Origin of the sequence: Bacillus sp. 2CMS4F, from assembly GCF_023161785.1 — a bacterium.
GTDB classification, from domain to species: Bacteria; Bacillota; Bacilli; order Bacillales; family Bacillaceae; genus Bacillus; species Bacillus halotolerans.
Map to the genome: position 1 here is coordinate 228384 of NZ_JALNTO010000001.1, position 24854 is coordinate 253237.

Sequence of the window (24854 nt, forward strand, 5' to 3'; positions counted from 1 at the left end):
ATTCCCATACAAGGAATATCGAATAGGAGAAGATAAAAGAATGAATGTATTTGGTGAAAGGTTGAAATCTTTACGTGATAAAAACAAGCAAAGCATAAATGAATTGGTCTTAGAATTAAATAAAAAATATGAGACAAGTATCAGTAAAAGCATGATATCTCGGTATGAAAACGGACAATCAGATCCAAAAATGGAAATTGTACGGATCCTTGCTGATTACTTTAATGTATCCTCCGATTATTTAGTAGGTATATCTGATATGCAGGTCAAACCTTTGAAATTTAAAATCCATGAAGACGTAGAGACCATTGCTGCGCATCACGATGGAGAAGATTGGACTGAAGAAGAGCTCGAGGAAATTCGTCGCTTTAAAGAATTTGTAAAATCAAAAAGAAAAAACAATCAGGAGTAGTCTATAAATGAGTTATGAAAACCTTTTAATTGAATCAGAAGATACAGTAACAGTATTCGAAAAGAAACTCAGCCGAAGAATAAAAGGTTTATATTCAGATGGAATTATTTGGATAAATAAAAAGTTATCGAATACAGAAAAAAGAGAGGTTCTAGCTGAAGAATTAGGACATCACTTTACAACTGCTGGCCAAATACTCGATCAGTCAACCGTACAAAACAGAAAACAAGAATTGAGAGCTAGAAATTGGGCTTACAAAAAATTAGTACCACTAAATAAAATTATTCAAGCCCATAAAGCAGGTATTAAAAATCGTTATGAACTCGCTGAGTTTCTTAATGTAACAGAAAAATTCTTGGACGAAGCTCTTAAAAGATATATTGAAGAGTACGGTTATTTTAAAGAGGTAAACGGACTAACAATTTGCTTTCAACCCTTAGGGGTGATCGAAATGTTCGAAACCTTTCAAACGTAAAAAAATTTACACAAAAATCGAACACATATTCTTATTAGAGGTGATCATAATTATGGCGAGTTTTCGCAAACATTCAAATGGAACATGGGAATATAGAATTCGTTACAAAGACCCTATCAATCAAAAGTTTAAAGAAAAATCTAAGCGTGGTTTTTCCACAAAAAAAGAGGCTCAATTGGCTGCTGCTGAAACAGAAAAACGAATTTTTAATGATCTTGAATTGGATAATCACCCCTACTATCTTAAAAATTATCTGCAAGACTGGTTAAAAGAGTATAAATTAGGATCAGTGCGCAAAAACACTTTTGAATTACATAAAAGAAACATAAATAATCATATTATTCCGTACTTCAAAGATATTGATATTAAAGACATAAAACCAATCCTCTACCAAAAATTTATCAACCACCTTTGCGAACAAAAATATAGTAAACGAACCATCGAAATTATACATGGAACAATGCGAAATGCGATGGAGAAAGCAGTAGTATTAGGAAAACTCGAAAAAAACCCTTGTTATGGTATCGAGATTAAAACAAATAAAAAACGAGAATACAATATGGAGTTTATCAATAGCGATGACATACCTCTTTTTTTACGTGTAGCATATGAATATGGTTATATGTACTATATTTTCTTTAAAACACTCATAAATACTGGCATGCGTAAAGGCGAGGCTGCTGCTTTACAGTGGTCAGATATTGATTTAAAAAATAAAACCATCTCAATTTCTAAAACTCTAGATTTTAAAGCAGCTTCAAAAGATGAATTATTTGGTGACCCTAAGACTTATACATCCAAACGTATTATTACTATTGATCAAAGGTTGGTAAATGAACTTCACGAACTTAGAAAACGACAAAACGAAGATAAACTTCAGCTTAATGAGATCTATCACCATGACCTTAACTTAGTCTTCACTCGCAAAGATGGTTCACATTTACCTAAATCGTCCTTGTTTAATGCTTTTGTCCGAATACTAAATAAAGCTGGTCTAGAGAAACTTCCTATTCATGCCCTTCGTGACACACATGCTGTTTTGCTCCTTGAGTCAGGTGCTTCAATGAAATATGTACAAGAACGACTGGGTCATAAAAGTATTCAAGTTACGTCAGATATTTACTCACACATCAGCAAAAAGATTGATAGGGATTCAATGAATAAGTACGAAGATTATATCTCCACAATTATGGAGTGATTTTTTATTGTTTTTTTGTGGGTGTTTTGTGGGTGGTGTATGATTTATATTAAGTTATTAAAATTGTGAAGCAATCAAAAAATCCCCTGACACCAATAGTGCCAAGGGATTGAGAGATTAATACTGAGACATATATTGTTCGCGCTCCCAAGGATGAACTTGTGTGCGGAACATATCCCACTCGATTTCTTTTGCTTCGATGAAGTGCTCGAATAGGTGCTCGCCTAGGGCTTTGACCATCACTTCGTTTGATTTGAATTCGTCTAATGCTTCAGCAAGTGTTGCAGGAAGGTCGACGATTCCGTTTTCCATGCGCTCTTCTTTGCTCATCACATAGATGTTGCGGTCGATTGGAGCTGGCGCTTCTAGTTTGTTTTTGATTCCGTCTAAACCTGCAGCAAGCAAGACGCTAAGTGCTAGGTACGGATTCGCAGCTGGATCTACGCTGCGCACTTCAACACGTGTGCTGATGCCGCGGGAAGCCGGGATACGGATAAGCGGGCTTCTGTTTTGCGCGCTCCATGCAACGTAGCAAGGTGCTTCATAGCCAGGAACAAGACGTTTGTAAGAGTTCACTGTCGGGTTTGTTACTGCTGTAAAGCTTGTTGCATGCTTCACGATACCTGCAATGAAGTGTTTCGCTGTTTCACTTAACTGAAGATCTGCGTTTTCATCATAGAATGAGTTAACGCCATCTTTGAAGAGTGATAGATTGCAGTGCATACCTGAACCGTTCACACCGAACAACGGTTTTGGCATAAATGTCGCATGCAGACCGTGTTTGCGGGCAATTGTTTTAACAACTAGTTTAAACGTTTGGATGTCGTCACAAGAGCGGACTGCACCAGCATATTTAAAGTCGATTTCGTGCTGGCCAGGTGCTACTTCGTGGTGAGATGCTTCGATTTCAAAGCCCATCTCTTCAAGCTCAAGAACGATATCGCGGCGGCAGTTTTCTCCCAAGTCAGTTGGAGCTAAGTCGAAATATCCGCCTTTGTCGTTTAATTCAAGAGTCGGTTCGCCTTTTTCGTCTAATTTGAATAAGAAGAATTCAGGCTCAGGTCCTAGATTGAAATCACTGAAGCCCAGGTCTTCCATTTCTTTCAGAATCCGTTTTAAGTTGTTTCGCGGGTCACCTTCGAAAGGTGTGCCATCCGGATTGTAAATATCACAGATGAAACGTGCTACTTTACCTTTTTCAGCTGTCCATGGGAAGATAACAAATGTATTTAGATCAGGATACAGGTACATATCTGATTCTTCGATGCGAACGAAACCTTCAATAGAAGATCCGTCAAACATGACCTTATTATCCAGTGCTTTTGGAAGCTGGCTTACAGGAATCTCAACGTTCTTGATTGTTCCAAGAATGTCGGTAAATTGCAGGCGAATGTACTTGACGTTTTCCTCATTTACTAATTTTACGATATCTTCTCTTGTATACTTTGCCATTTCGTAAAACTCCTCCTCTAAAAGGTAAATGTATATAGCAAAACAGTTGCTAACGGATTAATGAAAGAAGCGGGACATGTCGCCTTGACGGAATGTATTTCCTCTTTGAAAACGGCCGGCTTGCATAAGCTCGTTTTTCAGGAGCTGTCTCAGTTCGTCATCAGACAGATCATGTTTCATTGGTTTCTTCGTCTTCTCATTTTGTTTCTGTTCCGGCTCGGCCGAAGCTTTCGCCAGAATTTGTTTAATTCCTGCCATGTTTACACCTTGTTCAATCAGGTGTTTAATTTCTAACAGTTTATCTACATCGTGAAATGAGAATAATCGTCTATTTCCTTCGCTTCTAGCTGGAAATATCAGTCCATTTTCCTCATAATACCGAATTTGTCTTGCTGATAATTCGGTCAATTGCATGACAATTCCTATTGGAAATAAAGGCATTGAGCGGCGAATGTTATCACTCATCTCAATTTCCTCCTTTTCTTAACTTAGTTTCATTATAAGAGATGTTATATTTTGTGTCAATAACATGTAAGGATTCTTAACATGAAATTCAGTGAAAATTTTAAACTATTCAAATTAATTTCTTATCCATTAAAGAATCCACTGCACTGCATATGGCATTTTTCACATGCGCATAGGTTAATCCTCCCTGGACATACGCTACATATGGCGGGCGGATAGGGCCATCAGCTGATAATTCAATGCTTGCTCCTTGTATAAATGTGCCCGCTGCCATAATCACATCATCTTCGTATCCCGGCATGTAGGCTGGATAAGGCGTCACGTGGGCATTGATCGGCGATGCATATTGAATGGCCTGGCAAAAGGCAATCATCTTTTCTCTGTCGGAAAACTCAACGGATTGTATCAAATCTGTTCTTTTCGCATCCCATTTCGGGTTTGAAGTGAAGCCCAGTTTTTCAAGGAATCTCGCTGTAAACACCGCTCCCTTTAAGCTTTGTGACACAACGTGAGGCGCCAAAAAGAAACCTTGGTACATTTCCTGGAGCGAGTAAAGAGACGCTCCGGCTTCCCGGCCGATGCCCGGTGAAGTCATTCGGTATGAACAAGCCTCGATCCATTCAGATTTTCCAACGAGGTACCCGCCTGTTTTGGCAAGACCGCCTCCCGGATTTTTAATAAGAGATCCCGCCATGAGATCGGCGCCTACATGGCAAGGTTCCAGCTCTTCTACAAATTCTCCGTAACAGTTGTCCACAAATACAATAAGATTTTCATTGATTTCTTTTACAAAGCGAATCATTTCTTTGATTTCACTAATTAAGAAAGAAGGACGATTGGCATATCCTTTTGAGCGCTGAATGCCGATCACCTTTGTCTTCGGATTGATAGCTGCAGCGACAGCATCGTAATCTATTTTTCCGTCTTCAGTCAGGTCAACCGCATTGTAGCCGATTTGAAAATCCTTTAGCGATCCAGAATTTTCTCCGCCTCTGACGCCGACAATTTCTTCTAACGTATCATACGGCTTGCCTGTGATATAAAGCAGCTCGTCCCCCGGTCTGAGGACACCGAATAAAGCAATGGAAATCGCATGTGTGCCTGATATAATTTGAGGCCTGACAAGCCCGGCTTCGCCCCCAAACACATCTGCATAAATGCTTTCAAGTGTATCTCTTCCGATGTCATCATAGCCGTATCCTGTAGAGGGCGTAAAATGAGTGTCGCTCACCTTGTGTTTTCTATAGCTTTGAAGCACTCTCCATTCATTGCGTTCACTGATTTCTTCTATTTGTTTATGAACGCCGGCAATTTCCGTTTCCACTTCCATTGCTGTTTTTTTTAATAAATCTCCGTGTGTTAAAGTTTCGAACATGTCCTTGTATTCCCTTCTTACATATACTTCTTCAATTCACCGATGATACTTTGCTCTTCTTGTACATATCCTGATATGTCGTACTGTTCGTTTTCTTCATTAAAATGAAAACGGTCAACCATCGTTTCGGATTTGATTCTGGAGAGAAGCTTGCCCTCACTTGCCGGTACCTGCGCTTCAAAAGGCGTTAACAGCTCTTGGCGCAAATAACGCTGGATGGCTTCCTTAAACTTTTCAGCATCCTCCTCAAATCTCGCACTGACCATGATATGATTCTTTCCAACGGACGGGATAAAGTCAGGCAGCTTTTGATCGCGTTTGTTATAAGCCGTCAGCACCGGGATATCATCTGCTTCAAGCTCTTCCAGCAAGCGAAGCACCGTTTTTTCGTGCCCTGTGTACTCCTCATTTGAGGAATCAATCAGATGCAGAATCACATCCGCTTCTTTTACTTCTTCAAGCGTTGAGCGGAATGCAGCGATCAGTGTCGTCGGAAGATCCTGAATAAATCCGACCGTATCTGACAGGAGCACGCTGTAGCCGCTTGGCAGCACCATTTTTCTGGTCATAGGGTCCAGTGTGGCAAAGAGAAGGTCTTCTTCATAGCTGTCAGCGCTTGTCAGGCGGTTAAACCACGTTGATTTCCCCGCGTTCGTATACCCGACAAGAGCGATTTGCAGCACACCGTTTTTCTTTCTTCTTTCACGATAGCGGCTTCTATGGCGAATGACAGCGGATAACTGCGTGTTAATTTCATGAATGAGATTTCTAATATGGCGGCGATCGGTCTCCAGTTTTGTTTCCCCCGGTCCTCTCGCGCCGATCCCTCCGCCTTGCCGGGAAAGGTTGATCCCCTGTCCCGTCAGACGCGGGAGAGCATACTGGAGCTGAGCCAGCTCGATTTGAAGTTTCCCTTCTCTTGTTCTTGCTCTTTTCGCAAAAATATCTAATATCAATTGCGTGCGGTCGATGATTTTTACTTCAATCGCAGTTGCCAAGGACTTCAGCTGGCTTGGTGACAGTTCATCATTAAAAATAAGAAGATCGGCTTCAAGCTCTTCAACGAGCGTCTTCAGCTCTTCAACCTTCCCTTTTCCTATATATGTAGCTGCGTCAGCCCGGTTTCGTTTTTGCGTGACGCTGGTCAATACCGTTCCATCTGCTGTTTTTGTCAGTGATGCAAGCTCTTCCATGGAATTTTCAAAATGCTCATCTGTGATATGCGGCAGCTGACATCCGACTAAAATGGCCTTTTCCTGTCTTATTTCTTGTTCGTTCAAATGGATGTTCCTTTCTATTGCATATTGGGCAGTAGTATTATCATACCAAACCCTGCATGTGTATACCACAAATCGATTGCTGTGAAAACAAGAAATACATTAGAAAAAAAAGACCTCTCACAGGAAGAGGTCTATATCGAGCCAGCGGTATCTTCTTTAATTGAAAGATCTTGGCTTTTAATGGTCATCAAATCGCTTTTTAAGTATTGGTCGCCCATTAGAAGTCTCATGGCTTGCGCTCTGATCGATTTTTCTATGACATTTCTGACAAAACGGCCATTGCTGAATTTAATGGGACTTGTTGTGCTTTTGACTGTCATTAAGTAATCCTTTAATTTCCATTCAGCTTCCTGACTGAGCTGGTATTCCCGCTCTGCGATCATCCGTTTCGCAATTTCCATAAGCTGATTGACGGAATAATCCGGGAAATCGATGGAGATGGGAAATCTGGATTGGAGACCGGGATTCAATGATAAAAAATGCTCCATTTCCCGTGAATATCCGGCAAGAATTAAAATGAATTCATGCTGTTTGTCTTCCATATGCTTGACGAGCGTGTCAATCGCTTCTTTCCCGAAGTCCTTTTCGCCGCCCCTTGCAAGGGAATAGGCTTCGTCTATAAACAAAATGCCGCCTAATGACTTTTTGATTAAATCCCTCGTCTTTTGGGCGGTGTGGCCAATGTATTCCCCGACCAAGTCAGCACGTTCCGCTTCGATAAGGTGGCCTTTTGACAGTACGTTCATTTCAAAGAACAGCCGGCCGATAAGCCGTGCAACTGTCGTTTTCCCAGTTCCCGGATTTCCTTTAAACATCATATGCAGCGCTTGCTTTCCCACCTTCAAGCCCTGTTCCGCACGTTTTTGATTGACAAAAATCCAAGCGTATATTTCCTTAATGTTTCGTTTCATTTCCTCCATTCCAACCAGTGTGTTCATCTCTTTTTCTATTTCCTTCAAAATGCCGTGCTTAGCTTCGTTTTTTTGCAAAGCCGCTTGATATTCCGCCTCTGCCTCAGCGTTTGTCAGCACCTGCTTTTGTCCGTTAAGAATAATGTTGATCTGTCCGTTGTTTTTATAAGTCACAGCGCGCTCCAACATTTTCACCTCTCAGTTCTCTCTATATGATATTCAAGCGTATGCCTTATGTGACAAACGCCTATCATGTGTCGAAACAAATGCTTTTTTTCGGGAACAATGGGGAATCCTGCGCTTTCCCGAGAAATACTTTATTTCTTATTGTATTCACGAACACAGGGTGGACAAACCAAGAGATTTTATTTTCAGCAAATTTGTTAGAACAATCAGCGATGAAAGTGATATTTCTTCGATGTATAAACCTCAGTCAGGATATTTTCAATGCGCAGATATGCTTGTGATGAGCTGAGGAATTTGTGAATTATCAGATAGACTTCCCTTTCACTTCAGTAGGTTGACATGAAAGTAAACCCCAGTCTGCATGAACGGCGTCTACTTCAACAGCTGAGCTTCTCTTACTGTGCTTTTCTTTTGGTCCGTCGAATGATTTCTCCCTCCTCGATCAGGATGATCCGTTTACATAAACGTTCAACGTCATCAATTTGATGGGAGGTGAGAAGAATCCTCGTTTTATGCTCAGTATTTACATGATGAAGAAATTGCTGTATTCTTCTTTTCGCAACGATATCTAAAGCAATTTTTGGCTCATCGAGAAAGAGGATTTTCTGATGATGTATAAAAGCCAGCAACTTTTTGGAAGAAACTCGGGTAAAACACCCGGAAAATCAACTTTCCTGAGAAAAAATCGGTGACTAAGTCTAGGATGATGTCAAATCCCCATACTCCTTCAAATACAAATGCCCAATAATCCGATGAAGAACTGGAGAGCAAAATAATGGCATCGAGGAAAAGAGTGAGTATTTACGTTAATCCATGCGAACCATGAGTCAGAGATTTCAATAGGAAACAAAAAGAATGTCTGAACTCTATTTCCATTGAGTACGTTTTGACTGACCCCCAAAACCACAGTCGGGCCTCAAAAAGACTGAAGCAGCATGGAAACCGTTGTGTATGTCATCATCATATACCCCTCCGCTTTCTGCTGAAATCGATTGAATAACCCCCTTTTTTAAGCCGATTAGAAGGCACACTTTTAGTAACCTTCCTGTCGCATCCTGTTGAATTGTGCGCTTTCCCGAGAAATAATTTTTCGGGTAACAGGGGTTATTTCCTCATTTTTCTGCCGGATGATAATCGTACAAGCAGAAGCCGTCTTTTTTCATATCCTGTAATGAGGTGATGGAGAATGGTTAAAATTTTTATTGATCCAGGTCATGGCGGGTCCGATCCAGGCGCAACAGGCAATGGTCTCCAAGAAAAAACGTTAACCTTGCAAATCGCTTTAGCTTTACGCACTATATTGACGAATGAGTATGAGGGTGTTACCGTGCTGCTGAGCCGGACAAGCGACCAATATGTCAGCTTAAGCGACCGGACAAATGCTGCAAATAACTGGGGAGCCGATTTCTTTTTATCCATTCACATTAATTCCGGGGGCGGAACAGGTTTCGAAAGCTACATTTATCCGGGAGTCGGAGCACCGACAACGACTTACCAATCGGAGATTCACTCTGAAGTCATACAAGCTGTCGACTTTTCCGATCGCGGTAAAAAAACAGCAAACTTCCACGTATTAAGGGAATCCTCAATGCCTGCCCTGCTTACGGAAAACGGTTTTATTGATACGGTTACAGATGCGAACAAGCTTAAAACGAGCAGTTTTATTCAAAGCTTAGCAAGAGGACATGCAAACGGGTTGGAGCAAGCCTTCAGCCTTCAAAAGACATCCAACTCAGGGTTATATAAGGTTCAAATCGGGGCTTTTAAAGTCAAAGCAAATGCGGACAATCTTGCAACCAGCGCAGAGTCTAAGGGCTTTGACGCTATTGTGCTCTTAAAGGACGGATTATATAAGGTTCAGATCGGCGCTTTTTCTTCCAAAGATAATGCCGATGCCCTTGCTGCCAGAGCTGAGAATACCGGCTTTGACGCTATGGTCTTCCTAGAATCATAATACTGCTGCGGACGAGCATGCCTGATAAAAAAACCCGGTTCCTCTTCATGAGAAACCGGGTTTTTTTATTCAAGAATGTCAACCACGAATTGCGACCATGTTTCCAGACGGTTATAAATGTCTGTTTGTTGTAGTTCAGAAATTTTCATCCATTTACCCGCAATTTGCTCTTTCTCTTTGACTTCCACATGTGAGCCTGGCTTTAATTGAAGCGCAGATAGAATACCGATATGCACTTTGCCGACACTGTTGTCATCATCATTGATCAAACCTAATGTGACAATGGCCTGCTTATCCTCTTCTTCGATTTGCAGTTCTTCATCAAGCTCCCGGTCTGTGTTCAGCTTTAAGACCTCGGCAAAGGAAGCAGCTCCTTCAATATGATTCATATGGCCGCCAAAGCCAAGAGAAAGCTTATTGTGAAGACGTGATTCTCCGCCGCCAGCCAGCCGCTCATAAAGGAAAACTTCATCCTCGCGTTTAATGACGACATAAGGAATCGGCTGCTTATAATGAGGATCTTCTTCTGCGTCTCCCCTTCTCATTTCAGAATAGGTCGCCTCAATTTGAGCCATAATTTCTGCTACTCGGGCATCTTCACTGTTTACGCCTTGAAAAGTCAATTTTTCTTTTTTAAACACTTCATCGCGCGGAGCGACCAAGATGATTTCATCCATTTTTCCCATGATTACTGCGTCCTCCTATTTCAACCTTCAAGCCGAAAAGAGCAGATATTATATCTGCTCTTTTTCATCATCAAAGAAAAAGTCATCGTCTTTGATCGGCTCAACGGTCGCTTTTTTGTACCCGTTCCCCTTCATGGAGAAGAAGTCATGTGATTTTGTTTTTGTATTTAATCCGTTTAAAACGATCGGATTAATGTCTTCCTCTTCAAAGTACGGATCAAATCCAAGGTTCATCAGCGCTTTATTCGCATTATAACGGATGAACTTCTTGACATCGTGGGAGAGTCCGACTTGATCGTATAAGTCCTCGGTATACTCAAGCTCATTCTCATAAAGCTCATTCAAAAGGTCAATGGCAAATTCGCGAAGCTCTGCTTTTGTCTCTTCTGTCTGCTTATTGTAGATTTCTTGAGCGAGAAGTCCGACGTAAACACCGTGAATCGCTTCATCACGAAGGATCAGGTTGATAATTTCACCGCTTTGCATCAGTTTTCCTTGTCCGTAGAAATATAACGGATAATAGAAACCGCTATAGAATAGGAAGCTTTCTAAATACACAGATGCAACCATTGCTTTGAACAGTGAAATCTCGTCATCTTTTTTAATCGCTTTGTAGAGTCCGACGATGATTTGCGCTTTTTTCTGCAAAAATTTGTTTTGTTTGACCCATTCGAATACTTCATTAATCGTTTCAGTCGGTGCCAGTGTCATGAAAATATTAGAGTACGACTTTGCGTGAACGGCGTTCTCCATCATCGCCATAAAATTCAGCACGGCTTTCCGCTGGTGGCCGTCTACGTGCTCAGCCACGATCGGCATTCCTGTATTCCCCTGCTCTGTATCAAGAAGAGTCAATCCGGCCAGTACCTTCATATACGTGTCTTGCTCGTTTTTCCCGAGGTACTTCCAAGTGAGGAGATCGCCGTTTAAAGCAATCTCTTCCGGAAGCCAGAACTGTTTCACATTTTGGTTATAGAACATTTGGGTAAAGTCGTCTTCATGCTTTGACCAGTTTGCTGCGTCATAAATTTTCGTCACTATAAACTCTCCTTTAATCAAACAACACAAGAAAGGCAGCTGTCTTGCCCAGTATCTTTCGTTCTTGCATAGTAAATGGTTTTAATTCCTCTGTGATGTGCATACAAATCAATCCGGTTTAAATCACGAGTCGTCATTGTATCTTTTAGGAACAATGTAAAGCTGATTCCCTGATCAACGTGCTGCTGGATTGTCGCGATCATATCTACGACTTTGAACATATCCATATCATAGGCTTCTTTGTAGAAGAACCAGTTATTAGATGCAAGCCCAGGCATTGGGTAGTACGTTTTTGAGTTGCCGTATGTTCTTTCTTCAATCCGTTCCATAATCGGCATGACAGATGCCGTGCTTGACTGAACGTATGAAATCGAGCCTGTCGGCGCAATGCATAATCTGTAGCTGTGATACATACCGTGTTCAGCGACAAATGCTTTTAATTGTTTCCAGTCCTCTGTCGTCGGGATGTGCATACCTTCAAACAGATTTGCGATTTTTTCGTATTTCGGCGAGAAATCAGTTGAAACGTACTTATCGAAGTATTCACCAGTTGCATAGGTTGATCCTTCATATTGATCAAACGTCTCGCCCTTCTCTTTTGCGATCTCTGCAGAACGCTGGATAGAATAGAAGTTCACCATCATAAAGAATGTGTTCGCAAAGTCGCGTGCTTCTGGACTTTCATACGCGATGCCGTTTTGCGCAAGATATCCGTGAAGGTTCATAGCGCCGAGACCGATTGATTTCATCGCTTTGTTTGCCCGTCTTACAGCAGGTGCATTACGGATATCAGTCGTTTCAGATACGTGAGTTAAAGAATCAGTCGCAAGCTTAACAGTCTTTTCGATCGATTTGTGCTCCATCACGTTGAGAATGTTAAGCGATCCCAGGTTGCAGGAAATATCCAAACCGATTTCATCTTCTATATCGTAGTCTGTGTAAGAAGAAACCTGAGATGCCTGCAGCACTTCAGAGCAAAGGTTAGAAAATTTCACCTTTGAAATATGGTTATTCGCATGTACTTTGTTGACATTATCCTGGAACATGATGTATGGATAGCCTGATTCAGAACGAAGCACCGCAAGTTTTTCGAGCAATTTCCGCGGGTTGATTTTCTCTTTTTTCACTCGAGGGTTGTCGACAAACTTATCGTACATTTCATTCATGTCCATTTCGTCCATGTGCTGTCCGTACTCTTTATAGATGGTATGCGGATAGAATACATAAGCCGCTTTGTCCTCACGCGCAAGCTCAACGAACTTGTCCGGAATGACTACACCGATAGAAAGTGTTTTGACGCGCACATCCTCGTCGGCAGAAATCTTTTTCGTATCGAGAAAATCATTGATATCGCGGTGGAAAATGTTTAAATACGCCGCACCAGATCCTTGTCTTTGTCCCATTTGGTCAGCATAACGGAACGCGTTATCAAGAAGCTTCATAACGCCTACAACGCCTTTTGTGGCATTTTCAACATCTTTGATGGCTTCACCTTTCGCTCGAAGCTTGGACAGATTAAGAGAAACCCCGCCGCCCAGTTTAGAAAGCTGCATGGAGATATCGATCGCTCTTGAAATGTCGTTTAAAGAATCATTGACTTCGAGCAAGAAGCAGCTCACCAGTTCTCCGCGGCGTTTTCTGCCGGCGTTCAAAAATGTCGGTGTGCTCGGCTGATATTCCTGATTGATCATCAGGTTGACATATTCTTTTGCTTTCTCAGTTTCGCCGTTTGCGAAGAACAGCGCAACAATTGAGATCCGGTCCTCATAACGCTCGAGGATTCTTTTCTTGTCATTCGTTTTCAAAGCATAGTCATTATAGAATTTAAACGCACTCATGAAGGAAGGAAAACGAAACTTCTTTGCGTAAGCTGTCTTAAACACTTCTTTAATGTCTTCAAAAGAATAAAGGCTTAAGAATTCCTCTTCGTAGTATTGGTTTTCAATCAAATAATCCAGCTTCTCTTTTAAATCGTGAAAATAAACCGTGTTTTGATTGATATAATCTACAAAATAGCTATGTACAGCCTCTTTATCCTTATCAAACTGGAATTTTCCATCTTTTTGGATCATGATTTCGTTATTTAACTGGATCCATTTTGGCACTTGATTTTGTGACAACTCTTTCTACCTCCTGAGTAAACAATTCAACGTCTTTAGGTGTGCCGCTGAGTTCAAATTTGTGCAAAATCGGCACCTGATATTGTCTTGAAATGGTATCGGCGCTTTTCGCAAAGTTATCGCCCCATACTTTATTGCCGCTCGCAGCGACCCCTAATAAGAGATGGGCGTATTTTTCGAGAAATGATTGTGTTGATGCCGGTACCTGGCCGAAGTTTGTCGTGTAGGTGACCAAAACAAACGGAGTGTCCTGGTGGTCAATTTCGTCCACCTTGCGTATTTGCTGAAAGTCTATTTTATTCACAAAGCGCTGAACATTCCCTGTTTTTGAATCAAATATGATTTGTACCACGTTTTATCACGACCTATCAAAAAATATGAATCTCTCAACTACTAACACTATATATAGTATACTACCCTCTGGCAAAAACACAATATATAGATTCGTTTTAATAAAAAATTCATATTTTCTCTCTGGCACCCTCATCAGGGCCCAAAAAAGAGAGCAGAACGAGAATCATCTCTCATCCTACTCGAAGTGTCGTTTTTAAGCCGATGTATATCATAACATGAAAAAAAACTGCTTAGTAGTCTAGATTTTTTTTTCTTATACTGTCACAGCATTTTTCGCTTTCGACTGTTTCTTCTATTTCTGCGTCAGCGCCGATTTCTTCTAAAACTGCCTTCAATGCGCTTATAATTGAGGCTTCTCTGATTAATTCTTTTCCATTAACAATAATACTCGTTCCATATTCATAGCAGGAATCGTCTTCACAGATTTCTTCCCAGTGATTGACAATAATCTTATGCTTCATCATTTCACCCTCTGTATGTTCTGTGTCAGTATTCAGTTTAGCGGCCTGCGTCTGCTTTGTAAAATTCCATGCTTGTGAATTTTATTCAAGCTCATCAGACGGAAACTCTTTTTTAAGCTTTACCTTGTTATCAGCCTCATTATACTCATAAATTTCTATATTGCCGTCATTTACGATTCCAAAATGATTATTTTCGAGCGGAAATGAACTTGGCTGGGGCGTTTCATAAGAATCTCCGCTATCTGTTTCAATTACTGTTTCATCCCTCCCGCACGCACCAAACAATAAGAACACAGCAATCCAGACAAGTGCAATTCTGATTCGTCTCAACTCCGCTTCGGATTCAGAAAACATTCGTTCACTCCTCTTGCGTTCAAATTTTTTACATTATATACACTTTCCCCCTTCTTATGTTCTCATTATAAAAAAGACCACGCAAGTTAAAAAACCAGAGAGACTGCTGTTTTAGCCTTTCAGCCCCTCCCTTTCTTCCTTCTGTACATAAATGGATACTGAACCTCCGTTTACATGAAATTCTCCCCATCCATCAGAATGAATCGTAACAGGATCGGAGCGGTTCCCAGTAATGTCATACCATGTCTCGCCGGCATTTTGTTTTCCGACGTACATCCTCTTTGACCCGCCAGGACCGTCTGTGATTAATGCAGCCAATCCTGATTGGGCGGCCGATTGATCACCTTCCCTCGTCCAGCCAATCACATCCTCATGGTCAAAATAATCATGCTGGGTCCCGTATGCATAATGTTTACGCGCTTTTAAAATGGGTTCTATTTTATTTTTGAGCGACGGAATTTCCCTTGACGATGAACCCTTTGTTCCATACATATCTCCATAGAAAACCTGCGGGTAACCAGCCTCTCTTGTTAAAATGAAGGCATAAGCGAGGGGCTTAAACCATGTTTGTACAGTCGACTCCAATGATTGCCCCGGCTGTGTATCATGATTTTCCACAAATGTTACCGCTTGCATCGGATGCTTCGATACGACAGTGCCATCCAGCAAATGTCTCATATCATAGCCGCCCCCCTGTGAGGATGCGGCCTGCAAATGATAGTGAAGCGGGACATCAAAAACAGATTGCTTAAAATCAGTTTTATTCAAATAGTTTTCGAGCTCGTTCAGGTTATTTTGCCAATACTCTGCAACTGTAAACATTTCCTTTCCTGTTGATTGTCTGACTGCCTTTACCCAATCACTCAGAAAAGAAAATTTAATATGTTTAACAGCGTCGAGCCGAAAACCGTCGAGTTGAAGCTCGTTTGCATACCAGGTACCCCATCTTTTCGTTTCTGCGACAACATCCGGATGATCATAGTCAACGTCTGCATACATCAAATAATCGTAGTTGCCGTTTTCCCTTGATACTTCCCAATCCCATGCCTTTCCATCCCCTCGAAACTTATAGATGCGGTTCAGCTTTCGGGATTCGTCCCAATCCGCTCCGTCGAAATGGTACCAATGCCACTTAAAATCGCTGTACGTGCTTCCGCGGCCCGGGTAATGAAAGCCTGTCCATGCTTTTATTTGATACTCTCCTGATGTTTCCTGATTTCTATCGTTTGGATTCACTTCGACCGCGGTTACATCTTCCGTTGCATCCGCGCCTGCCTTATGATTCAAAACAACATCACCGTATACTTGGATGTTTTGCGAATGCAGGGAGCTGATCGCTGACTGGAGCTCCGGTTTTGTGCCGTATTTTGTTCGCATCGTCCCTTTTTGCTGAAATTCTCCTAAATCGTACAAATCATATGGGCCATATCCATTGTCAGATTGACTCGTTCCTTTGTATGCAGGCGGAATCCATACAGCAGTGATTCCAATTTCAGATAAATGCCCCGCATCTTCTTGCAAACGTTTCCAATGTTGTCCGTCATTAGGCAGGTACCATTCAAAGTACTGCATCAGCGTGCCATTTACGCTTGCAGCCCAAGTTTTAGATACCGGCAGCGTGACAAACAGCAATGTTAAGAAAAACACCAGACCGCATGATATGGCACGTTTTCGTTTGTGAATCATTTTCCTCTCCCCTTTCCAGTGATTACAAATCATTGTACAACAATAGGGTTTTTACACAAATAACCAATTTCCTGTATTTTTTGTAATCTCTATAGGAATTTCTGTGACACAAAAAACCTCGGGCTTTCAGCCCGAGGTTCTTCTATTTCGTTTTTATCTTTATGGTCTATTCTAATTCAAGCTGGACGTTTTTTTGCGGTGCAAAAGTTGAGATCGCATGTTTATATATAAGCTGCTGCTTACCTTCCGATTCTAGCAATACGGTAAAGTTATCAAAGCCTTTCACCTGGCCGCGCAATTGAAAGCCGTTCAGTAAAAAAACAGTTACATACGTATTTTCTTTGCGGATTTGATTCAAAAACTGATCCTGAATATTAATCGGTTTCATGTTTCGTCCTCCTTGATTCTCTATATCATACAGTTTCGATTAAAGTTGCAGTTTTCCTGCTATATGTGTGAAAATTTCCTTTTTTTTCAGCTCCATATCAACAGGCGGGGTCATATCGAACCAGTCAACCGGCATTTTGTTGCGAAACCACGTCAGCTGGCGTTTTGCATACCGTCTGGAGTTTTGTTTTAATTGCTCGACAGCCTCAGAAAGTGTCACAAATCCGTCAAAATATGCGTACAGCTCCTTGTAGCCGATCGCCTGTATCGATTGACAGTCTTTCAATTTTCGGTCGTAGAGCTGTTTCACTTCCGGAAGAAGTCCGGCTTCCATCATCAGATCGACTCGCTGATTAATCCTGTCGTAAAGCGTGTCTCTGTCCATTGTAAGCCCGATTAATACAGCATTGTACAGCAGCTCCCGCTTTTGCTCTTTTAAATGCTGCGACATCGTTTTACCAGATGTATGTAAAATCTCCAGTGCGCGAATCACTCTTCTTGTATTATTCGGATGAATCGCTTTTGCTGCCTCCGGATCAGCCGCAGCCAGCTTAGCATGAAGGAATTCAGCCCCCTCCTGCGCCGCAGCCTTCTGCATTTCTTCCCGAAACGCCGGATCGTTCGCCTCTTCCGTAAAGGTATAATCGTAAAGGACGGATTGAATGTAAAGCCCCGTACCGCCTACAATCATCGGAAGCTTTCCTTTTTTTGCGATCTCGCTGATTTTATTTCTGACCAAGCCTTGATAATCCGCGGTGGAAAAAGAATCTGCCGGGTCTAGAATGTCAATCAGATGATGCGGCACACCTTCTGTCTCCTGTTCAGAGATTTTAGCTGTCCCGATGTCCATTCCTTTATAAACCTGCATGGAATCTCCGCTGATAATTTCTGCGTTCAAAGCCTTAGCAAGCTGAATGCTTAAATTGGTTTTCCCCACTGCCGTTGGTCCGACTAATATGACAACGGGCTGTTTGTTATTTTTCACTATGTATCACTCTCTTTTACAAATCTCCCCCCATTATAGCATTCATCATATATAACCACCTATCCATTTTGCCCTTTTTTTGCAGCAGTAAACATCTCTTCTACCAGCCAAGAGGCTCATTTCCTACAATTTCCCGTGTCTTGCCTTTCAAATGATGGCGATGCGTTTTTTTGCTGTGATTTCGGGGATCGTACACAACGCCTCCGTAACGGATCTGAATCGGCTCGTTATAAGCGAGATAAGTATTTTCTTCAATTTCGTGATAATGTGTGCCGTCAGCCCGGGGAATGGCAGGGCCCGAGATCCCGTAATAGCGGTGAAAATGGCCATTTTCAAACGAAGTAATCCCAGTGAAGTAGTGTGTATGGCGATCCGTATTCGTTCCGTTTGCCGGCTGAGTAAAACCTTCAATGATATGATAATGCCCCTGTTCACTGGTTGTTTTAGCACGATAAGCATGTACGTGAGGCGGCGCCATGGCCCAGTCAGACTGATACAGGCCCAATCAATTCACTCTCCTTCTTTTTCAGCTGAACGCCCAATCAAATTTGGGTAGGCTGAATACACTGCATCATCTACATTTTATTATTGGAGGAAAGAAAAAATGAACGAAGTGGAATATTTCATTGACGAAAATGATGCAAGAATCTTTGGCAGACCAGGGTTCGGCTACGGGTTTGGACGGCCAGGTTTTGGATTTGGAAGACCTGGGTTTGGCTATGGCTTTGGACGGCCGTTTGGATTTTACGGAGGACCTTTTTTTGGCGGGCTGGTAGGCGGACTGGTAGGAAGTGCTTTATTTAACCCTTATTTTTATGGCGGATATCCTTATCCCCCATACCCATATTACTACTAAACCCGGCAGACCCCTTATAAAAGGGGTCTTTTTTATCCCCCGAATCTGAGTTAAAATGAATCTCTTGACTCATACATAGGTTTGCACTAATATTTTTCTAGCTGATGATCTTTTCATTAACTTACATTTATCATATTTTGAGTGAGGAGGATTACGATGATGATCGGTTACTTATTCCTCACAATTGCCATATGCTCAGAATCAATCGGAGCGGCCATGCTGAAAGTGTCTGACGGCTTCAAAAAGTGGAAGCCGAGTGCATTGGTCGTGATTGGTTATTCCCTTGCCTTTTATATGCTGTCGCTTACCTTAAACCGCATCCCTCTAAGCCTTTCATATGCGACATGGAGCGGCGTGGGTACGGTGCTGACGGCCGTTATCGGGGCAAAATTTTTCAAGGAAAAACTGAATGTAAAAGGACTTATTGGGATTGGTCTATTAATTTCAGGTGTCGTGCTGCTTAATTGGCAGTAAGGGAGTGTTGTATATGAGAGGATTTCTTTATTTGGCTCTTGCCATATTATCTGAGGTATTTGGGAGCACAATGCTCAAACTCTCCGAAGGCTTTACGCAATTCTGGCCTATTATCGGAGTGGCTGCCGGATTTCTGTCCGCCTTCACGTTTTTAAGCTTTTCTTTAAGAACCATAGACTTATCAAGCGCTTACGCCACTTGGTCCGGTATCGGGACGGCGCTTACAGCTGTAGTCGGTTTTTTGCTTTTTGGCGAAACCATCAGCTTGAAGGGTATATTTGGGCTGACACTCGTTATTGCAGGCGTTGTGCTGTTAAATCAGTCAAAAGCCCCTAATAAAGAAAAAAAGCAGACGGCCTGTCAGTGACCGTCTGCTTTTTTATGATTGCTCCGATATTTTTACAGAAGCTTCTAGCTGCAGTTCGACGTTTCCTTGAATGGCTCGTGAGATCATGCAGGAAGACTCCGCTTTTTCACAAAGCTTGTGGGCTAACGCAACGTCTTCTTCTGAGGCATCGTGTCTGAGGACTACTGCGGGGCGGTGAATGATTTTTTTGTATGTAAAGATCCCTCTTGTCACATCGACTATGCCTTCTGATTCCATCTGCAGATCTTCTTTTTCCAGTCCGCTTCTTTCCATCATAGCAGCAAGCGTAATAATATAACAGGTTGCCGCTGCCCCGAGAAGCATTTCATCCGGGTTGGTCCCCTCCCCCGGTCCGTCCATTTCTTTAGGAATAGAAATAGACGTGATGAGATTGCCGCTTTCGATTGTGCCGACATCATTGCGTTTTCCCGGCCAATTCGCTTTTAAATAAAAATGATGATCTGCCATTTGATTGCCTCCTTCAATGGATTCCATTTCAGTCTACTGATCTTCCTTGATTTTGTCCTCTGATTTGCTTATTAGGAATATTCTTTTTCAAGTACATGTTTTATCGCCCGGACATAAGAGTAGAATTCACTGGTTTTCGTGTATTTCCTATCTTTATAGTAAAAATCATCAAAAAAGGCTTCTCTCTGTTCACGGCTGATTTCCAGCTGGATACTCAGCCCGGTTTCCCCCTGGTTATTAATGTTATCTGCACTTAATCCTGCAAGGCCGCTTTGAGAGGACGCTAATTCGGCTGAAAACCCTCTATTTTCAAGAGCTCTGACAATCATTTTCGCCCGCTTACGGTCTGTTCCTCCGACAAGTGTATTTTTCTTTTCTCCTTTATATCCGTGAAAAGCGACAACGTACTGGTGCTCCTTGATCTTCTCTTTAGCCAATGGCTCATCAAAGTTGGTGCTTGTAATGTGCAGCGTTTGATTATCATGTGACTTTAAGCCCTCAAACAGGTAAGTCGAGTAGTCATCGTTGAAATAACGCACAAGCTCACTTACTCCGCCTTCAATTCTTCCGCCGTGCGGAGACATGATTAAAACTTTGCTCCCTTTTTTCTCTTGATAAGAAATATCATAATCAGCAGGGTCCTCATTCTCTGCCAGACTGCTGAAATTTGAATATGTATCCGGCTGGTTGGATGGTTCAGGTTCTAATGAGTAATGAACATATCTTATGAATAAGACTATGGCTAAGACTAATATGACATTTAGTAAAAATCTTCTCATGTTAAACTCCTTTCACAAGAATGGCAAGGTTCATTATATGAGGTATAGTCAATAGGTTTTATCTTACCATTGTATACACCATATCATCAGTGAAAAAGTTCCCGGTTTCAAAAAATCAATTGAATGTCACATTTATCAGCGGTTATATTCAAATATCAGTGAAAAAAGATTGAGAGGAAAAACGAAAAAGGTAGGAATAACCTCACTTGGTAATTAAATGTATAGAGGAATAAGGAAGGTTTTACTAAAAACCAGGCTGTCCGGGATGCTGAAGCGACAGCCTGTTATAGTCCTGCGAACCGGGGTTCTTGCTTCCTTGTTCGCACAAAGTCACAGGAGAGGATAGAGTCTAATAAAAACGTTCTGATCTGATGGTTTGTAAAACAAAAAGCTTTAATTTGTGTTTTGCTTTTCTGCCTGACGATAATCGTTCTTTTTGTTATGGTGCCGTCTTTCTTCATATATATAATGCTGATTGGTATCTGATCTTCCAAAGACCGGCGTAAGAAGATATTCATACGATTATCGCTCCCTCCTGTTTGATATATATAAATGATAATACGAACAAACGTTCTTTTTCAATGCCCAATGATTAACAGTACACATGATTCTTTCGTATCAGATTCAAAAGATTCATAAAAACAAACTCTTGTCCGCCTCCTCTAAAGGACAAACAAACTTACCAAACATATGAGCCACTCATAGAGTATACAGAGAACTTCATAACAGGAGGAAAATCGATGTTTGGCTACTCTATGGTACAAATGGTGAGAGCAAACGCTCATAAGCTTGATTGGCCATTGCGTGAAAGCGTCTTGCAGCTCTACAAGCCCTTCAAGTGGACTCCTTGCTTTTTACATCAGTTTTTTGAAACAAAATTAAAAAACAGAAAAAAAATGTCGGTCATCATTGAATTCGAGGAAGGCTGCCATGAGGCAGGCTTTCAAATTGCGGGACAGGTTTTACAAAAAGAAAAACGCAGCAAGTTAAAAAACCGTTTTAACAAAATCAATTGCTGCAGCGCAGAGGTTACCCCTTCAGCATTGCATTCTCTTCTTTCTGAATGCAGCGATATTCGCAAAGTGTATTTAAACCGCGAAGTCAAAGCGCTTCTTGACACAGCAGCCGAAGCAAGCCATGCAAAGGAAGTCGTCAGAAGCGGGCAAACCTTAACCGGTAAAGGCGTTACAGTCGCAGTAGTCGATACAGGAATCTACCCGCACCCTGACTTAGAGGGAAGAATTATTGGATTTGCCGATATGGTAAACCAAAAAACAGAGCCGTATGATGATAATGGACATGGCACACACTGCGCAGGTGATGTCGCAAGCAGCGGCGCGTCATCTTCCGGCCAATACCGCGGACCTGCACCGGAAGCCAATTTAATCGGAGTAAAAGTGCTGAACAAACAAGGTTCAGGCACGTTAGCGGACATTATTGAAGGCGTCGAATGGTGTATTCAATATAATGAGGACAATCCGGATGAACCAATTGATATTATCAGCATGTCCCTTGGCGGCGATGCGCTGCGTTATGACAATGAACTGGAAGATCCATTAGTCAAAGCAGTTGAAGAAGCTTGGAACGCCGGGATTGTCGTCTGTGTTGCTGCCGGAAATTCAGGCCCTGATCCGCAGACAATTTCAAGCCCTGGTGTAAGCGAAAAAGTCATTACTGTCGGCGCGTTTGACGATCACAATACAGTAAGCAGCGAAGATGACACAGTTGCTTCTTTCTCAAGCCGCGGACCGACTGTATACGGGAAAGAAAAGCCCGATATTTTAGCACCGGGCGTAAATATCATTTCCCTTCGCTCACCGAATTCATATATCGATAAGCTGCAAAAATCAAGCCGTGTAGGGTCTCAGTATTTTACAATGTCGGGGACATCAATGGCAACGCCGATCTGTGCGGGAATCGCCGCCTTAATACTCCAGCAGAATCCGGATCTTACGCCAGACGAAGTAAAAGAGCTGCTTAAAAATGGGGCTGATAAATGGACAGGCGAAGACCCGAATATTTACGGTGCCGGAGCGATCAATGCTGAGAAAGCTATTCCTGGTGAATAAGATTTCATGAATTTCGTGAACACTGCTGGTTCGTTAAAGGGTCAGCAGTGTTTTTAGCATACATAAGCCGGTATATCCCAGCAGAGTGTAAAACATAAAACAATTGGGAATAGTTACAGTATAGATCAAAAGGAGGAATGACTGATGGCACTCAACAATACTGAGCTTTCTGAATGGTTGAGAGAGCGGATCGGCCAGACGCTTGATATTAGAAAAGGCGAACTGACCAATAACCAAGACGAGATTTCAGATTTGGATCAGATTGTTCTTCACCTTCAAAAAGTGGGCATACGCAGCGCAAACCACCCTGACGACTACGTTGCAAATGACGAACTCGTCCTGGAAGGCGAAGGAACAACCTTTACTGAAGCTGGGGACGTACCGCTTCCGCAGAACGCTTATGAAATTCCTTTATTAGGGGATATTCACATTCACCAAGAAAATGGCGGATTGAAGGTACTGACAGATCGTGCGGTATATACTATTGATGTACAAAACAAATGAAGAAACTTTCACCTGGTCGAAAGAATACAGCGCTTTTGAAATTGCCCCAAAGGCGCTTTTTTGCATGGAATCATTTCCTTACCCGCAAGCCGATATTTTCGTCCCAAAACTATTGAACGGCACCTAAAATAGATATATAGTTTTAGACATAACAGGTTGTCGTTTCCAATGGGATTCTGTTATACAGATTGCGCAAAGCTTTCTTTTACATCTGGTCTAAACTGAATAAATGCATCTGTCTTAATCTATTAGGCGAGGAGAATGGAAAATGGAAAATTTGATGTTTCATCCGCATGCTAAAGAGTTTCATGAAAACCCCTTTTCAGTTTTAGGCCGTTTTAGAGAACAAGCACCCATTCATCGATTCGAATTACACCGTTTTGGAAGTACATATCCGGCGTGGTTAATCACCCGTTACGATGATTGCATGGCATTTCTTAAAGACAACCGAATTACAAGAGACGTTAAAAACGTAATGAGCAAAGAACAAATTGAAATGCTCAATGTCAGTGAAGACGTTGATTTTGTATCAGATCATATGCTGGCAAAAGACACACCTGACCATACTCGTTTAAGGTCACTGGTTCATCAAGCATTTACCCCCCGCACCATTGAAAATCTACGCATCAGCATCGAACAAATTACTGAACGATTGTTAGATGAAATGGAAAAAGAGAATGAAACGGACTTCATGGCATCCTTTGCCTCTCCGTTACCGTTTATCGTGATTTCTGAAATGATGGGCATACCGAAAGAGGATCGGGCACAGTTTCAAATATGGACCAATGCCATGGTTGATACTTCAGAGGCCAACCGAGAACTGACCAATCAGGCTCTTCGGGAGTTTAAAGACTATGTTGGCAAGTTAATTCATGAAAGAAGAATACAGCCAAAAGACGATTTGATCAGTAAACTTGTGCATGCTGAAGAAGACGGCCAAACGTTAAGTGAAAAAGAACTTTACTCTATGCTGTTCCTTTTGGTGGTAGCAGGACTTGAAACGACGGTTAACTTAATCGGATCTGGCACCCTTGCATTGCTTCAGCACAAGGAAGAATTAGAGAAACTGAAACAGCATCCTGAAATGATAGATACAGCCGTTGAAGAATTGCTGCGCTACACCTCCCCTGTCGTTATGATGGCAAATCGGTGGGCCATTGAAGACTTCTCCTACCAAGGCCATTCTATCAAAAAGGGAGACATGATTTTTATAGGAATCGGTTCTGCCAATCGAGATCCTGAACGATTTGAAAATCCAGAAACATTCGATATAACCAGAACACCTAATCGGCATATCTCTTTCGGCTTTGGGATACACTTCTGTTTAGGAGCGCCGCTGGCAAGATTGGAAGGACAAATTGCGTTTAACGCACTGCTGAAACGATTTCCGCAAATTGAACTTACGGTAACGCCAGAAGAGTTGAAATGGAGAAAAAATGCTTTTTTAAGAGGATTAGAAAGTCTTCCGGTCTCACTTGCAAGGAAAGATTCACTTTCACACCTCAGCTGATTTCTTCCAGCAGATAAAAATCCCCCTTTTAAAGGGGGATTTTATATT

At 41.8% G+C, this 24854-nt stretch carries 28 protein-coding genes; 10 read left to right on the forward strand and 18 right to left on the reverse strand.

From position 1 onward, the window contains the following. Positions 1 to 40: 40 nt before the first annotated feature. From MTN95_RS01165 to MTN95_RS01175, 3 genes are read left to right on the forward strand one after another with little or no spacing between them, the layout of a single operon-like run. Positions 41 to 412, forward strand: a complete 372-nt coding sequence (locus MTN95_RS01165) for a helix-turn-helix domain-containing protein (protein ID WP_213407740.1) — start codon at positions 41 to 43, stop codon at positions 410 to 412. A gap of 7 nt (positions 413 to 419) precedes the next feature. Continuing rightward, positions 420 to 887 carry an ImmA/IrrE family metallo-endopeptidase gene (locus tag MTN95_RS01170; protein ID WP_248336680.1) on the forward strand — a complete coding sequence of 156 codons (468 nt, stop codon included), beginning with the start codon at positions 420 to 422 and terminating at the stop codon, positions 885 to 887. A 52-nt stretch (positions 888 to 939) separates the two neighbouring features. After that, positions 940 to 2085 (forward strand): site-specific integrase, encoded by a 1146-nt coding sequence (locus tag MTN95_RS01175; protein WP_063695048.1) that lies wholly within the window; start codon positions 940 to 942, stop codon positions 2083 to 2085. Between the two features lie 117 nt (positions 2086 to 2202). Here the strand turns inward: MTN95_RS01175 and glnA are convergent, their stop codons facing one another. The 5 genes from glnA to spoVK all read right to left on the reverse strand — a co-directional run bounded on the left by glnA (position 2203) and on the right by spoVK (position 7757). Further along, the gene (glnA, locus tag MTN95_RS01180) at positions 2203 to 3537 is read right to left on the reverse strand and encodes a type I glutamate--ammonia ligase (protein WP_105954294.1); all 1335 of its coding nucleotides are present in this window, start codon (positions 3535 to 3537) and stop codon (positions 2203 to 2205) included. Between the two features lie 57 nt (positions 3538 to 3594). Beyond that, positions 3595 to 4002, reverse strand: coding sequence for a transcriptional repressor GlnR (gene glnR, locus MTN95_RS01185; RefSeq protein ID WP_010334345.1), 408 nt, complete (start codon positions 4000 to 4002; stop codon positions 3595 to 3597). 109 nt (positions 4003 to 4111) lie between these two features. After that, complete coding sequence (locus MTN95_RS01190; RefSeq protein WP_105991873.1) at positions 4112 to 5377, reverse strand: methionine gamma-lyase family protein; 1266 nt, start codon at positions 5375 to 5377, stop codon at positions 4112 to 4114. Positions 5378 to 5394: 17 nt separating this feature from the next. Then, positions 5395 to 6657 carry a GTPase HflX gene (hflX, locus tag MTN95_RS01195; RefSeq protein ID WP_248336681.1) on the reverse strand — a complete coding sequence of 421 codons (1263 nt, stop codon included), beginning with the start codon at positions 6655 to 6657 and terminating at the stop codon, positions 5395 to 5397. A gap of 131 nt (positions 6658 to 6788) precedes the next feature. Continuing rightward, entirely contained in the window at positions 6789 to 7757 is a 969-nt protein-coding gene (gene spoVK / locus MTN95_RS01200; protein ID WP_049809927.1) for a stage V sporulation protein K, read from the reverse strand. Between the two features lie 1183 nt (positions 7758 to 8940). Between spoVK and MTN95_RS01205 the strand changes: the two genes are divergently transcribed. Next, positions 8941 to 9708 carry an N-acetylmuramoyl-L-alanine amidase gene (locus MTN95_RS01205; protein WP_248336683.1) on the forward strand — a complete coding sequence of 256 codons (768 nt, stop codon included), beginning with the start codon at positions 8941 to 8943 and terminating at the stop codon, positions 9706 to 9708. A 65-nt stretch (positions 9709 to 9773) separates the two neighbouring features. On the opposite strand, the gene MTN95_RS01210 is transcribed toward MTN95_RS01205, so the two are convergent. From MTN95_RS01210 to MTN95_RS01255, 10 genes are all read right to left on the reverse strand, one after another. Beyond that, a complete protein-coding gene (locus MTN95_RS01210) occupies positions 9774 to 10394 on the reverse strand; it encodes a hypothetical protein (RefSeq protein ID WP_105954289.1) in 621 nt (206 codons plus the stop codon). 48 nt (positions 10395 to 10442) lie between these two features. Further along, positions 10443 to 11432 carry a class 1b ribonucleoside-diphosphate reductase subunit beta gene (gene nrdF, locus MTN95_RS01215; protein WP_044155791.1) on the reverse strand — a complete coding sequence of 330 codons (990 nt, stop codon included), beginning with the start codon at positions 11430 to 11432 and terminating at the stop codon, positions 10443 to 10445. Between the two features lie 17 nt (positions 11433 to 11449). Continuing rightward, positions 11450 to 13552: a class 1b ribonucleoside-diphosphate reductase subunit alpha gene (nrdE, locus tag MTN95_RS01220; protein ID WP_105991152.1), complete on the reverse strand. Its 2103-nt coding sequence runs from the start codon at positions 13550 to 13552 to the stop codon at positions 11450 to 11452. Beyond that, positions 13512 to 13904 (reverse strand): class Ib ribonucleoside-diphosphate reductase assembly flavoprotein NrdI, encoded by a 393-nt coding sequence (gene nrdI, locus MTN95_RS01225; RefSeq protein WP_248336685.1) that lies wholly within the window; start codon positions 13902 to 13904, stop codon positions 13512 to 13514. Before nrdI ends, nrdE begins: the two co-directional genes overlap by 41 nt. 232 nt (positions 13905 to 14136) lie before the next feature. Then, the gene (locus MTN95_RS01230; RefSeq protein WP_024121497.1) at positions 14137 to 14367 is read right to left on the reverse strand and encodes a hypothetical protein; all 231 of its coding nucleotides are present in this window, start codon (positions 14365 to 14367) and stop codon (positions 14137 to 14139) included. Between the two features lie 81 nt (positions 14368 to 14448). Continuing rightward, positions 14449 to 14721 carry a YmzC family protein gene (locus MTN95_RS01235; RefSeq protein ID WP_105954286.1) on the reverse strand — a complete coding sequence of 91 codons (273 nt, stop codon included), beginning with the start codon at positions 14719 to 14721 and terminating at the stop codon, positions 14449 to 14451. 111 nt (positions 14722 to 14832) lie between these two features. Beyond that, positions 14833 to 16407: an alpha-amylase gene (gene amyS / locus MTN95_RS01240; RefSeq protein ID WP_248336688.1), complete on the reverse strand. Its 1575-nt coding sequence runs from the start codon at positions 16405 to 16407 to the stop codon at positions 14833 to 14835. Between the two features lie 166 nt (positions 16408 to 16573). After that, positions 16574 to 16795, reverse strand: a complete 222-nt coding sequence (gene hfq, locus MTN95_RS01245) for an RNA chaperone Hfq (protein ID WP_003221097.1) — start codon at positions 16793 to 16795, stop codon at positions 16574 to 16576. Positions 16796 to 16834: 39 nt separating this feature from the next. Next, positions 16835 to 17779: a tRNA (adenosine(37)-N6)-dimethylallyltransferase MiaA gene (miaA, locus tag MTN95_RS01250; RefSeq protein ID WP_248336690.1), complete on the reverse strand. Its 945-nt coding sequence runs from the start codon at positions 17777 to 17779 to the stop codon at positions 16835 to 16837. Between the two features lie 100 nt (positions 17780 to 17879). Next, complete coding sequence (locus tag MTN95_RS01255) at positions 17880 to 18257, reverse strand: YmaF family protein (RefSeq protein WP_081638307.1); 378 nt, start codon at positions 18255 to 18257, stop codon at positions 17880 to 17882. A gap of 126 nt (positions 18258 to 18383) precedes the next feature. Between MTN95_RS01255 and MTN95_RS01260 the strand changes: the two genes are divergently transcribed. From MTN95_RS01260 to erbB, 3 genes are all read left to right on the forward strand, one after another. Then, positions 18384 to 18635 (forward strand): hypothetical protein, encoded by a 252-nt coding sequence (locus MTN95_RS01260; protein ID WP_024121492.1) that lies wholly within the window; start codon positions 18384 to 18386, stop codon positions 18633 to 18635. 156 nt (positions 18636 to 18791) lie between these two features. Beyond that, positions 18792 to 19109, forward strand: a complete 318-nt coding sequence (ebrA, locus tag MTN95_RS01265) for a multidrug efflux SMR transporter subunit EbrA (protein WP_010334329.1) — start codon at positions 18792 to 18794, stop codon at positions 19107 to 19109. Between the two features lie 13 nt (positions 19110 to 19122). Continuing rightward, entirely contained in the window at positions 19123 to 19476 is a 354-nt protein-coding gene (gene erbB / locus MTN95_RS01270; protein ID WP_024121490.1) for an SMR family multidrug efflux transporter EbrB, read from the forward strand. A 12-nt stretch (positions 19477 to 19488) separates the two neighbouring features. On the opposite strand, the gene MTN95_RS01275 is transcribed toward erbB, so the two are convergent. The 3 genes from MTN95_RS01275 to MTN95_RS01285 all read right to left on the reverse strand — a co-directional run bounded on the left by MTN95_RS01275 (position 19489) and on the right by MTN95_RS01285 (position 21241). Next, positions 19489 to 19944 (reverse strand): OsmC family protein, encoded by a 456-nt coding sequence (locus MTN95_RS01275; RefSeq protein WP_101863296.1) that lies wholly within the window; start codon positions 19942 to 19944, stop codon positions 19489 to 19491. 71 nt (positions 19945 to 20015) lie between these two features. Then, the gene (locus tag MTN95_RS01280) at positions 20016 to 20723 is read right to left on the reverse strand and encodes a poly-gamma-glutamate hydrolase family protein (RefSeq protein WP_248336692.1); all 708 of its coding nucleotides are present in this window, start codon (positions 20721 to 20723) and stop codon (positions 20016 to 20018) included. Positions 20724 to 21007: 284 nt separating this feature from the next. Then, positions 21008 to 21241: a WYL domain-containing protein gene (locus MTN95_RS01285; protein ID WP_024121487.1), complete on the reverse strand. Its 234-nt coding sequence runs from the start codon at positions 21239 to 21241 to the stop codon at positions 21008 to 21010. A gap of 222 nt (positions 21242 to 21463) precedes the next feature. Here MTN95_RS01285 and aprX point away from each other — a divergent pair, with 222 nt between their 5' ends. From aprX to MTN95_RS01300, 3 genes are all read left to right on the forward strand, one after another. After that, positions 21464 to 22792 (forward strand): serine protease AprX, encoded by a 1329-nt coding sequence (aprX, locus tag MTN95_RS01290; RefSeq protein ID WP_248336694.1) that lies wholly within the window; start codon positions 21464 to 21466, stop codon positions 22790 to 22792. Between the two features lie 144 nt (positions 22793 to 22936). After that, positions 22937 to 23296: a protein YmzB gene (ymzB, locus tag MTN95_RS01295; protein ID WP_024121485.1), complete on the forward strand. Its 360-nt coding sequence runs from the start codon at positions 22937 to 22939 to the stop codon at positions 23294 to 23296. Between the two features lie 268 nt (positions 23297 to 23564). Next, the gene (locus tag MTN95_RS01300) at positions 23565 to 24806 is read left to right on the forward strand and encodes a cytochrome P450 family protein (protein WP_105991155.1); all 1242 of its coding nucleotides are present in this window, start codon (positions 23565 to 23567) and stop codon (positions 24804 to 24806) included. Positions 24807 to 24854: the final 48 nt, after the last annotated feature.